The sequence below is a fragment of the Actinomycetota bacterium genome (assembly GCA_041658565.1).
Taxonomy (GTDB): domain Bacteria; phylum Actinomycetota; class AC-67; order AC-67; family AC-67; genus JBAZZY01.
In genome coordinates this window covers 20612-32581 of record JBAZZY010000010.1, presented here as the reverse complement: position 1 = coordinate 32581, position 11970 = coordinate 20612, and the positions used below count along the sequence as shown (strand labels likewise).

11 protein-coding genes are annotated in these 11970 nt (G+C 65.0%); 5 read left to right on the top strand and 6 right to left on the bottom strand.

All coding sequences use genetic code 11. The annotated features are described in order from the left end of the window. Positions 1–22 precede the first annotated feature (22 nt). The 5 genes from WDA27_07250 to WDA27_07230 all read right to left on the bottom strand — a co-directional run bounded on the left by WDA27_07250 (position 23) and on the right by WDA27_07230 (position 6414). Complete coding sequence (locus tag WDA27_07250; GenBank protein ID MFA5890731.1) at positions 23–2494, bottom strand: S8 family serine peptidase; 2472 nt, start codon at positions 2492–2494, stop codon at positions 23–25. Positions 2495–2669: 175 nt separating this feature from the next. After that, positions 2670–3923: a GAF domain-containing sensor histidine kinase gene (locus WDA27_07245; protein MFA5890730.1), complete on the bottom strand. Its 1254-nt coding sequence runs from the start codon at positions 3921–3923 to the stop codon at positions 2670–2672. Positions 3924–4040: 117 nt separating this feature from the next. Then, a complete protein-coding gene (locus tag WDA27_07240) occupies positions 4041–4871 on the bottom strand; it encodes an ABC transporter permease (protein MFA5890729.1) in 831 nt (276 codons plus the stop codon). Further along, positions 4871–5629: an ABC transporter permease gene (locus tag WDA27_07235; GenBank protein ID MFA5890728.1), complete on the bottom strand. Its 759-nt coding sequence runs from the start codon at positions 5627–5629 to the stop codon at positions 4871–4873. The genes WDA27_07240 and WDA27_07235 overlap by 1 nt, the downstream gene beginning before the upstream one ends. Continuing rightward, on the bottom strand, positions 5626–6414 hold the full coding sequence (locus WDA27_07230; protein MFA5890727.1) for an ABC transporter ATP-binding protein: 789 nt from the start codon (positions 6412–6414) through the stop codon (positions 5626–5628). Before WDA27_07230 ends, WDA27_07235 begins: the two co-directional genes overlap by 4 nt. Positions 6415–6588: 174 nt before the next feature. On the opposite strand from WDA27_07230, the gene WDA27_07225 reads away from it, so the two are divergent. From WDA27_07225 to WDA27_07215, 3 genes are all read left to right on the top strand, one after another. Continuing rightward, positions 6589–7812, top strand: a complete 1224-nt coding sequence (locus tag WDA27_07225; protein MFA5890726.1) for a hypothetical protein — start codon at positions 6589–6591, stop codon at positions 7810–7812. A gap of 190 nt (positions 7813–8002) precedes the next feature. After that, a complete protein-coding gene (locus WDA27_07220) occupies positions 8003–8653 on the top strand; it encodes a hypothetical protein (GenBank protein ID MFA5890725.1) in 651 nt (216 codons plus the stop codon). Between the two features lie 350 nt (positions 8654–9003). Next, the gene (locus WDA27_07215; protein ID MFA5890724.1) at positions 9004–10101 is read left to right on the top strand and encodes a carboxypeptidase-like regulatory domain-containing protein; all 1098 of its coding nucleotides are present in this window, start codon (positions 9004–9006) and stop codon (positions 10099–10101) included. Between the two features lie 31 nt (positions 10102–10132). Here WDA27_07215 and WDA27_07210 read toward each other — a convergent pair whose 3' ends face one another. Further along, the gene (locus WDA27_07210; GenBank protein ID MFA5890723.1) at positions 10133–11314 is read right to left on the bottom strand and encodes an ATP-binding protein; all 1182 of its coding nucleotides are present in this window, start codon (positions 11312–11314) and stop codon (positions 10133–10135) included. Between the two features lie 163 nt (positions 11315–11477). On the opposite strand from WDA27_07210, the gene WDA27_07205 reads away from it, so the two are divergent. Together WDA27_07205 and WDA27_07200 are read left to right on the top strand one after the other, a co-directional pair. Further along, positions 11478–11768 carry a BrnT family toxin gene (locus WDA27_07205; GenBank protein MFA5890722.1) on the top strand — a complete coding sequence of 97 codons (291 nt, stop codon included), beginning with the start codon at positions 11478–11480 and terminating at the stop codon, positions 11766–11768. Beyond that, positions 11743–11970, top strand: coding sequence for a CopG family transcriptional regulator (locus WDA27_07200; GenBank protein MFA5890721.1), 228 nt, complete (start codon positions 11743–11745; stop codon positions 11968–11970). Before WDA27_07205 ends, WDA27_07200 begins: the two co-directional genes overlap by 26 nt.

Here is an 11970-nt window from a genome sequence, read left to right as displayed (position 1 = left end):
GAGTGCCGGCGTAGTTGTAGGGCTAGTCGCGCGTCACGACGATATTGCCTCCCCGGAGCGTTCCCGTGGCCCGGTACGTCCACAGCGGGTCCAGGTCGGCGGTCAGCCGGAGGTCGAATGTGTCGCTGCCGTGACCGGGTGTCCCGTCGTCGGCGATGGTGAGCTGGAAGCGATAACCCGAACTGCCGTTGACGGTCGCCGTGCCGGTTACCGTTGCCGTGCTCCCCGTGATTTCGAGTCGGTTCACGCCGGCCGCCTTCACCTTTGTATCGGCGTGGTCGTTAAACGAGACTTCCCCTTGGGGGCCGGTCCATTCGGCGCGGTATTCGGACCAGAACCCAAACGTGTTCTTGGGTGACGAGGCGCCGGGGATCCAACCGCCGCCCGACGCTCGGCCGGGCGTGCTCGTGGTGCCGGGCAACGTCACGCCGATCCACGTGAGGTTCGCCGAGTCCCTTGCTTCCCCGGAGGATGCCGTGATCGTCTGGCTACCGGCAACGTCGCTTCGCGCAGACGCGTCGGCAGTCCCGTCGATGTGCGTCGTGGTCTCCCCAAACTCGATTCGGCCCACACCCGAACTCGTCCATGCGACCGGTGCGTTCGGCAGCGCATTGCCGGCCGCGTCGTGCACGGTGGCCACGAACGCGACGCTTTGACCCGCGGCGCTCTGACCGGTCGTGCTCGCCGGTGGTGACGAGGCAGCGACTGTGATCGACGCCGGCGCCGGGGCGGGTGGGAGTGTGGTGGTGTCGGGGTAGACCGCGGACCACGTGCCCCTGACCGTGTCTACGGCCGAGATCGTTCCGCGTGCGACGGCCGTCCACGTGCCGGGAGCCGGTGCCGTGATCACGATGCGCTGGTTCGCGGTTTGGGTGCAGAACCACGAGAAGCCGTTCGGCTCTGCGTCGGGGTTGCACTGAAGGAACGTGGAGTGCGCGAGCGCACCCGACGGGTTGTATAGCTCCAAATCGAGGCCGTTCGCCTTCTGCGACCAGTCGATCATCGCGTCCAGTGAGATCGCGCCGGCGTTGACCTGGAAGGTCGAGGTGACGGATTGCGACACCCCGAACACCGTCGACGGTCCGATGTCGCCGGAGAAGGTCCGGACGTCGTAGACGGTGTGTGGGTTGTATGCCGAAGTCATCGTGCCCGCAGCTGCCGCGGTCGTGGCGGCAAGCGCATCCGCGTAGCCGGCTCCCATGGTGTACCGCTGGTAGTTGGGAAGACCGCCGGAACCGCGCGCCGGGTCGTTCGAAACCGCGGTGTTCTGCAGGATGTTCTTGATTTGGTCGGGAGTGAGGTAGGCGCCGCGACTCTGGAACGAAGCCTGCTGCATCAGCGCGACGATGCCGGCGACGTGGGGTGCCGCCATGGACGTGCCGCTGGATGTCGCGTAGTAGACGTCGTCCGGCGGGGTCACGAGATCCGGGTTGGGTCCCGCAGTTGCGTCGGCGACGTCGCCGTAGAAGCCCGTCGAGGCACGGACCGAGGCGATGAAGTACCCGGGTGCGGTGACCGTCGGGTGCCAGAAGGAACTGCCGGGCACGCCGCGCGAGGAGAAGAACGCGATCTGGCCGCCCTTCATCCCGGCCGCGACTGAAATCGCATCCGGGTTCGCCGAGAACGCATTGAGAGTGTCGGTGGTGGGGCCTTCGTTGCCGGCCGCGAAAACGACGGCGATCCCCGCGTCGTGCGCGGCCGTCGTTGCGCGCTGGACCGGATCCTCGGGGTCGAAGGGTGCGCCGGCGCCCGGGCCCCACGAGTTGTTGATGACCCGGATGTTGTACTCGTCTCTGTGTGCGATGACCCAGTCGTAGGCTGCGAGAACGTTGTCGACGGTGGCGACTTCACCGGTTCCGAGCCCGATGATGTCCGCGCCCCACGCGACGCCGCGGTACTTGCCGTCTTCGTAGGCGCTGGAGACGCCCCAGGAGCCGACGATCCCGGCAACGTGGGAACCGTGTCCGGAAGACGTGTCGGTGTTTATCTGGTCCTCAAGGACCAACACCGGATCCACGCCGAGGTCCTGGCGTCCGACGAACTTCACGTTCTGCACGGTCTTGACGGCCGTGCCGGTGCAGAATTGCGGCGCGGCGCAAAGATCGGGACGCGACCCATCGACGCCGGCGTCGATTACCGCCACCCCGATTCCCGCGCCGTTGTACCCGAGGTCCCATGCCTGGTCTGCTCGGACCGTGCGCGTCGATTGCCGCAGCAGGTACGTGAAGGCCCGGTTCGGATACACGCGGCGCACGCTCGGCAGGTTCGCCAGCAGGCCTGCGTCGCCCGGCGCCACGACGGCGACCGCGGCCGGCAGATGCTTGAACCCGTGGACGGCAACGGCGACACCGGAGACCTCGGCGAGCATGTCGGCGGTCGGCCGGGTGTCGAAAGTGACGACGACAGTCGTCAGCGACAATGCGCGCGCGGGAATGGTAACGAACGACACCAGCGCGCACGTGAGAAGCGCGGACAAGCAAATGAATCGACGCACGGTAGTCCTCCCCTATTACCCCATCTCGCTCGTAGGCATCGAGCGCCGTAGCGCGTGGCTGAAGTGATTCCGGGCAGGATGGTCATCGAATGATCGGATCGGGTTGACGCGCAGCCGAAGGAGTAGGCGAAACGTCCGAGGTGTCCCGGCGCCCGGGCCGGTTCGATAGGGCTGCTCATGCATCGAGCAGAGCGTTGGCCCCGCTGGCAGCCGCCGCGAGCACGACGGTGAAGGTGCTGCCGTGCCCCGGCGAGCTGTCGATGCGCACGGAAGCGCCCATGAGCTTGCATAGATGTTGCACGAGGTACAACCCGATGCCTATTCCGCCGACTGAGCGCGTCGTCGTTCGCTCAACCTGGAAGAACCGTTGGAAGACTTGCTCCTGGAACTCCTTGGGGATGCCGAGGCCATGATCCGTAACGCTCACTGCGACTCGATCGCCTTCCATCTCGGCGTGTACCTCGATTGGCGTGCCCGGCGGTGAGAACTTCACCGCGTTGCTGAGGAGGTTTCGCAACACCTGTGTCAGTCGGTCGGCATCCGCCAGGACCGGCGGCAATCCCGGCGCGATCCGGATGCGCAGTGGGCGTTCGGCGTGGATGCCGTCGGCGACCTCACGGATCAACTCTTCTGCGTCCAATGAGGTTACTTCAATGTTCATCACGTCACGTTCGATCGTGGACAGGTCGAGCAGATCCTCGATCAGGCGCATCAGTACCTGGCCGTTTCGGCCGATCCGTCGGGCGAGGTCCTTGATCGTGTCGGCGTCGAACTCCGCCGTGTGCCCGGCGAGGGTGTCGGCTATCCCGATCACCACGGTGAGCGGGGTCCGCAATTCGTGCGACACGAGTGCGAGGAAGTCGCTCTTGATGTTCTCCGCTTCGCGAAGGAGGTTGAGCGTTTCGACCTCGCGATTGAACAGTCGAGCGTTTTGCACGGCGGCGGTGATCGTGGGGAGGAACGCCAGTACGAATGCGCGCGCGTTTGCCGGGAACGCATCGACGGTGCCCGAATCGAGTTGAACGAGGCCGATCGCTGCTCCGTGCTCGATGAGGGGTGCACCGAAGTAGCTGCGGATTCCGGCCGTCGCCGCCTTGGCGAGTCCTTCGGGGTCGGCGCGCGCGTCGGCGGTCGCGTCGGGACAGTAGAGCGGTTCGCAAGTGACGGCGATTCGGCCGCCGAGTCCGCGGCCGAGCGGTAGCCGAACTGCGTACGCCTCGGGGGGCGCGGGGGGGTCGGTGGCGGCCAACTGCAAGGCGCCGTCGACAACCAACTGAATTGACCCACCGTCGAACACGATCAGACGCCGCAGCGACGCAAGGCTCTTGTCGAGGACGGCCTGTAGGTCAAGTGTGCTCGAAACGTCGCGACTGAGTTCGAGCAGCAGGCTCATCTCCTGCTCGAGTGAGGCCTTATGTCCTTGGGTCATGCCTCATTCTCTTCACGGTGCGAAGCCGATTCCATGCCCCGAAAAGGCTATTTGTTAGGTCCTTGCTTTTCCGGTCGTTCGCGCGCATTGCGTAACGATGACCGGTCGAGCAATCGGCTAGTAGCCTTCGAGGCCGCGGGCGCGCGCACCGCGCTCGAGCCGGACCAGACCCCACCAGCCGAGCACCGGGAGCACGACTGCCATGGCGGCCAGGACCAGCACCTCGACGTGTGCGGGCAGCAGTGTGCGGCTTCCGGCCAAGAGCGAACGGAGCAAGTCTGCGCCGTAGGTGAATGGGAAGAGATAGCTGAGAAGGCGCAGGGGGAGTGGCAGAAGCGCCACGGGGAAGATGACGCCCCCGAGAAGCGGAGCGGCGTTCCCGAGCATGCTCACGATCGATTCGGCATCTCGGAAACGAAGAGTGAGGCCGATCAACACGAACGCGAAGCCGTATGCGGCCAGCACCGATCCCGCCAACAGCGCAGCGACCCCCACCCAGGAAACGACCGGCGGCGTTCCACCCACGATCGCGAGGAGGGCGAACGCGATTGCCGACTGCAGGGTGATTGAGGCCAGGGTTCCCGCCGACCAGCCGGCAACCAGCGCGAGGCGCGGGACCGGCGTGCACCAAAGCGGTTCGAGCGTTCCGCTGCGCATCGCTCCGCGCACGTTCATGGCGAGGCTCCAGACGCCCTCCACGTAGTTCCAGTAGACGGCACCGGCGAGGAAGTAAAGCGGCGCGCGCGAACGCGCGATCCCGGTTGCATCCTTGAACGCATCACCCATTCCCAAGCTTTCAGCAAAGCGAAGCGTGAGGAGCGCGGGGATAACCCACAGCAGTGGACCGACGGTGGACGTGATGTAGTCCAGCCGGTAGCGAGAACGTCCGCGAAGCGATGCTGCAGCCAGGGCTGCCGACCCTCGCAACGTCGCTTCAAAAGCCGCCATCAATACTCCCCGAGCGTTCCCGTAGTGCGCGCGCGCCGCTCGGCGTGCGCAAAGACCGCCAGACCGACTACCAGCATCCCGGTTCCGAAGGCCGCCAAGACGGCTATTTCGCTCCACGGCCATCGTCCTTCCAGGGCCGCGCGCGCGCCCTGGATTGCGTACGTGAGCGGCACGGCTGCGCTTGCCCATCGGGCGGCGCGCGGGAGCGTCGAGACGGGCGCCGTCATGCCGGAGAGCGCTCCGAGAGCTTGCTGCGTCATGGATCCAATCCCAGAAGCCTGCCGGGTAGCCAGAACGAGTGCCGCGTAAGCCACGGCGAGCGCCGAAAGCGCGAACGCGGCCGCCATCACTACCGGCACGATGCGGCTCCACGGGACGGCCACCGTCACGTTCGCCGTCCAGCGAAGGAGCGCAAAGGTGCACACAGTCAAGTAGATGTTGCCGGCGAGGACGTCCAGCGCCTTGGCGGCCAGCAGCGACTGGAGGCGCGCCGGTGTTGCCGCGATGCTCTCGAATACGCCCTCTTCCATCTCTTCGCGGATTCCGAAACCGACTCCCCAGAACAACATCGAGAGCCAGTACCAAAGGATCGTGCCCACGGCGACCGATGTTCGCACCTTCGGGTCCGGGAACATCGTCCCGACGAACACGAACGGGCCGACGACAAGAAAGGGGCTGAGCGTCAGGCCGAGGATCTGAAGCGGATACGCGCGCCGGCGCAGCATCTCGGCGCGCAGCAGGGCAAGCACAGCTCTCATTCGGAGTCCTCAAGTGAGCTTCCGGTGAGAGCGAGGAATGCGTCGCCGAGGCTTTGATCTTCCCGCCCTGCGCGCCGGCGCAGATCGGTGGCCGTCCCGTCCGCGCGCAAAGTTCCGCGATCGATGAGCAGCAGTCGCTCGGGAAGTACTTCGGCCTCTTCCATGTCGTGCGTCGCAATGAGCGTGGTGACGCCGTGCTCGGCGGCCGCTTGCCGCAGCGATGTCCACATCTCGCGCTTACCGAGCACGTCCAGGCCGCTTCCCGGTTCGTCCAGAAGGAGCACAGCCGGGTTGTGCAGCAAGGCGCGCGCGAGCATGAGGCGCTTGCGCATCCCGGTTGAGAACTTCTCGACAGGGACGTCGACGAAGTCCGCGAGGCCGACGTTCGCTAGGGTCCCATGCGAACGTGAGCGCACGGTGGAGCGGGACAGGTTGTAGAGCCCGCCGTAGAGCGCGAGGTTCTCGCGGGCCGTGAGCTTCCAGTGCAGACTGCGATCGCTCGCCGGAACGAACCCGATCGCCATGCGCGCCGCGCGCGCGTCGCATGCGACATCGAAGCCGCCGACGTGCGCGCGCCCGGCGTCTGGAAGCACCAGCGTGCACAAGATCTTCAGCAAGGTGGTCTTGCCGGCGCCGTTCGGGCCGAGCAGCCCGACGATCTCACCTTGCTCGATGCTGAGCGAGACCTCGTGCAGCGCCGGGATGGCGCGCGCTGGACCGCGCCGGAACCACCCGAGGCGGTCTCGGATCCGGTACGTCTTTGAGACACTCTCACACGCGATCATTGCTGATCCCAGCGCTTCGACTTGCGTACGGCCGAGCAGAGCCTACCTCTGTCGCTGCGGAGCATCTCCAGAAATAGAGGCACGGTGCCGACGAGTGTGGAACTTCAATGCGTCGTCCGTCCTCAGTGCACGCCGATGATGAGCGCCCCCGGGAGCCGCCCTATACTTCCGACCGTGGGGGGTCTCCGGAATCGGATCGGCGTAATGGTCGGTGGCGCGCTCGTCGCCGTCATTGCATCCGGTTGCGGTTTGAGTTTCAATCGCGCGACGAACAGCGCCATCGGGTCTTCGAGTCCTGCGCCATCCGCGGCAGCGTCGGTGGGTCCCTGTCCGGTCGTCCCCGGCGCTGCCATCGACCGTCCGCCCGGCGGCGTCGAGCGGATCCTCTTTGCGCGGCCCACCGGCGTGGGCTATGCGAACGACCTCTGGATCTACGACATGAAGACCGACAAGTCTCGGCGCCTGGTGCGAGGTGGGAAGCACGCTGTCAATGGTGCCGACTTCTCCGGTCCGGAAACGATCAGCTACGGGCTGGGCGATTATGACGAATCCCGGGTTATAGAGATTGATCTGCGGACCGGGAAGAGCCGTGTCCTGCTCGAAGGGGATTTCACCCCCGGCGCGTGGGATCCCACCGGGTCGGCACTGAGTCTCACGCGGTCTCAGTCTCAGGAAGTTGACGTGTCCTCGGTAGCGCTGACGGCGATGCACTACTGCCGTGCGACCGGCAAGGTGCACCGGCTAGGTGCTCTCGGAGACGCTGCCCTGCGCGAGTCGGCAGAGGACGAGGATGCGGAAGCATCTTGGTCGCCGGATGGGCGGATGCTTCTCGTCCAGGAGATTCTCTACTCCGACGACGGGCTCACCGGGGTCACGATGTTCGTCGTTCGACCGGACGGCAGCGATGTTGCTCCGCCCGGGGAGGGCACGTTTGCCACGTGGTCGCCAGACGGATCCCGGATCTACTACCGAAGCACCTATCGCGACTCGTACAAGCTTGCCACCCCCGAGCTGGACTCCCGCCGCGTGTGGTATTCGTTCGATCCGGTGACTGGGTCGAGGCAGACTCTGGCGGTCCGTCACGACGCCATGCGGCCCTCGGTCTCACCCGACGGGACTCGTTTGGCGTACGACACGTCCGGCAAGCACCCCGCAGCGTACGTTTTCGATCTTGCGGTCGGAACCGAGCGGAAGGTCGCCGATGATGCGGTTGATGCGATGTGGGTGTCGAACGACGAACTGGTGCTGACGAAGACCCGTCCATGCAATGTCGATGATTGCTGGGAGACTCCGTGGGCCGCCATCGGGCCCGTTTTCCGAGTTGATCTGACGACCGGCACCAGGAAGAGCCTCTCGCTTCCTTGGGTGCAGAGGTCGTACTTCCTGTCGACGCGTTAGACGGGCCCGCGCCGAGCCGTTGACAAGTGCCAACGGGCGAGCGATGATCGGGTGCGCGCGCGCCATCCCAAGAAGGAGGTTGAGGCGGCTTTGCGGTTTGCGGAGTCGCGCGGCTGGTGGGTGAGTCCGCGCGCTTCGGGACATCGCTGGGGTGAAGCACGATGCGTCGCGGCGGGCAGGAGATAGCGAGATGGCCACCTACGAGTTCACCTTGGTTTTGGAGGGCGCGGACGCGCTCAGTGACGCGGCGGTTGACGCTCTCTTTGATGCCGGTTGCGGTGACGCAACGTTCGGGGAAGTGGACGGATGCCAGTACGCCGATTTCACGCGGCGGTCTCGCTCGTTGGCCGAAGCCGTCGGATCGGCGAAGCGGGCAGTCGAGTCGGCCGTTCCCGGTCTGCGAGTGATCCGGGTGGAGCCTGAGGATCTCGTGACGGCTGCGGACATCGCCGAGCGAACCGGCCGGACCCGCGAGAGCGTACGACTTCTGATAGCCGGCGAGCGCGGCCCGGGTGGGTTCCCGTCCCCGATATCGCACCTCAAGTCCCGAGGGCGCATTTGGCGGTGGTCCGACGTGACTCGTTGGTTCGCCGCGTCGCTCGGTGAGGGACTCCCGGCCGGCAAAGGAGCCGATTTCCTGGCGGCCGTCAACGGAGCTCTCGAAGTGCGTCGCATGGCCGCGCGCCTGGAGCGCGATCGGGAGCGGGTCGAGGTCGCGCGCATCGTTCAGGAAAGCGCCGTTCCCTATGTGGGCCACGAAGAGGGTCCGGCGGTGCTCGTTAGTAGCCCTCGAGGCCGCGGGCGCGCGCACCGGACCAGACCAGCCAAGAACGGGGCTTGAGCGCCATTGCGGCCGGTATCAGCGCTTCGGCGGGCGGGGGCAACAGCATTCGGCTCGCCGCAAGGTAAGAACAAAGCAGGTCTGCGGCGTACGTGATGGGAAGATCTAAACTGTCGGCCGTGGGGGGTCTCCGGAATCGGATCGGCGTAATGGTCGGTGGCGCGCTCGTCACCGTCATTGCGTCCAGTTGCGGTTTGAGCTCCAATCGCGCGACGAACAGGACGAGTTTCTTGTCTGCCAATTAGGCCGGCGCCCGCGGGTCGAGAGCCCGTAGAGTTCCCCGCGGGTTTGATGGGACGTCGCATGGGAGATAGCAGGGTTTCGGGGTTCGATCGGCGAAGAAAGAGAGCATGACCAAGGGATTCCGTATTGGAGCGACCGTCGCACTGCTTGCGCTGACCGTCGCTCTCCCTGCGCGCGCGCAGGACGTTGGGAACATCTATGGCGGCGTCACCGGCAAAGTCGGTGCGCTGAAGGACATTTGCGTGTCGGCGTGGGCCGACGATGCGACAGTTCCGACCTATCAGGCCTGGACAGACGATAGGGGCTGGTATGTGCTCAAGGACGTCGATCCGGGGACATACAAGGTCCAGTTCACGGACTGTCGGTACTACACGCGCTATCTGGAGGAATGGGGTTCGGGCAAGCCCAGCCGCGGTTTTGCCGATCCCGTCTCGGTGCCCGCCGGTGGTGGAGTCCGTGTCGATGCCCAAATGGTGTTCGGCGGATCGATATCGGGCGAGGTCGTCGATCAGATCGGTTCTGCCCTGCAAGCCATCTGCGTGCACGTCTTCTCAATGGACGGGAAGCCCATGGGCGGCGTCACGTTTACCGACACCGGCGGCGGATACGAGATCGGGGGTCTTCCTGCCGGCGAATACACGGTCTACTTCTATGACTGCTACGACTACGCCCACTACGACCAGTGGTACGAGGGGGAGACGTCCGCTGTTCGAGCGACACCCGTACACGTAGCCCTCGGGGAAGAGACGGGCAACATCGACATTGTCATGATTGCCGTCCCGTGGCCGGATTTCGGAGTGGATCGCGTGGTTGTGAAGGAGGAGGTTCTCCGAACCGGGGTGATGTCTCTGCCGGTTGGAACAGGGTTGAGTCGGCGAATCCACGTGGACGTTTCAAATCGTGGGACGGGACCGGATGAGGCGCGACTAAGGGTGTGGGTCACGCAGCCGGATTCGGACTACCGCGTTGACCTTGCCGAGGTGTCCGTTGCGTTGGATCCAGGTGGTGCCCGGCGATGCGATTTCGTCTGGAACGCCGTTGGGGTCGTTGGAGACGTCTGGGTTCACGCGTCAGTCTTCTCGGGCAGCGACCCCAACCGAGCCAACAACGAGAGCCGTGTTCCCTACTTCGTCGGGGTTGGGGGAGTCGGGGTGGGGATCGGCGTTCAGCAACAGCACAATCTCCACTACGAAGGCAGCTGCTAGAAACCACCCTGTTGCCAGGGGTCCGGTGGGGTCAGGTCGCCGCTTTGCGCGGTGTCGGTTTCTTCGTCACCGCGGCGGCTCCGGCCGTTGCCAGATGCGCAAGAGGGACAACGGCGATGCGAGAATCGAGCTCGTAGGACTGGTCTCCCGGGTACAGCACCGTCAGCCGAGTCAGCTGAAGATCGCTGATCGCGATCCGCATCGAGGGCGTCACGCGGGGGGCATCCTGGAGCTTGAACTCCACGCCGTAGCGCCTTCCGTTCTTGACCAGCAGAAGATCGAGTTCGGCGCCTGTGTGTGTGGCCCAGAAGTGGGCGGCCTCCGGTCGCACGGCTTTCAGCGTCTCTTCGAGGGCGTAGCCTTCCCATGAGGCACCGACCTTCGGATGCATCATGACGTCATGCTCGGTCGTCAGACCGAGGAGAGCGTGAAGCAGACCGCTATCGCGCACGTACACCTTCGGCGACTTGACCTGGCGCTTCTTCAAGTTCTCGTGCCAGGGCTGAAGTTGCCGCACCATGAACAGCCCGGAGAGGAGATCCAGGTAGCGTCGCGCTGTGGGCTCGGCGACTCCGAGGGAGCGAGCAAAGGCTGCTGCGTTCCAGACCCCTCCGTGGTAGTGCGCCAGCATCGTCCAGAACCGATGAAGCGTGGCCGAGGGGATGGTGATGCCGAGTTGCGGGACGTCGCGCTCGAGGAAGGTGTGGATGAACTGCTCGCGCCAGATCAGGCTCGCCTTTTCGGAACGAGCGAGGTATGCGGGGGGAAATGCTCCTCGCCTCCAGTGTTTGCGAAGGACCCCCGCGCCGAGTTCCTCCAGCGCGAACCCCGCGAGCGTCAGTGTCTCGAGGCGTCCGGCGAGCGTTTCCGAGGACTGGCGAAGCAGCGGAGGACTTGCGCTGCCGAGAATGAGAACCCGCGCAGGGAGTGGGTGTCGGTCGGCAAGTACGCGCAGTACGGGGAACAACTCCGGCCGTCGCTGGATCTCGTCGATGACGACTGTTCCCTTGAGCGGTGCGAGGGCGGTCATCGGTTCGTTGAGACGCGCGAGACTGCGGGGATCCTCCAAATCGAAGTAGTTCGGAGAGTCGGGTGATACGAGGGCGCGCGCAAGGGTGGTCTTGCCGGACTGACGTGGGCCGATGAGGGCAACAACTCGGCTTCGCCGCAGAGCGGCCTTCAACTCCGCCAGCCACTGCGACCGCTCGATCATGGTCACAGTGTACCATGAAAAACGAACATTGAGTGTGGGATTTTCAGGGTCCCTGCGGGGTCGGAGCGGGAACCGGTGCGCGGCGACCCGGATCCGAGCTGTCTCTGGTCATCTAGACGTCGGAACGGTATAGTTTCTATACTGAGGAGACCAGGGGCTGGGCGTGGAGTTCAAGGGTGTGGAGTTCGAGTTCGATCGGCGCAAGAGCGAGACGAACAAGGCTAAGCACGGCATCGACTTCGTCGATGCGCAGGCGATCTGGACTGACGAGATGCGCGTCGAGATCCCGGCTCGTACGGAAGACGAACCCCGGTACGTCGTCATTGGGCAGATTGCCGGACAGCATTGGTCGGCGATCTGCACTGACCGCGACCAAAGGGTGAGGTTGATTTCGGTCCGCAGGGCGCGCGCTGAGGAGGTGGCGATCTATGAAGGCGAAGAACCTCGACCGTAAGTTCGACAAAGGCGAGGACGTCACCGCCGACCTCGACCTGTCCAAGGCTCGCAGGCCGGGGGAGGAGCAGCGACGCGTGAACGTGGACTTCCCGTCCTGGATGATCGAGTCGCTCGACCGTGAGGCGAAGCGTCTTGGAGTAACTCGACAGTCGGTGATCAAGGTCTGGATCGCCGAGCGCCTCGAGCGCCGGGTTTCTTAG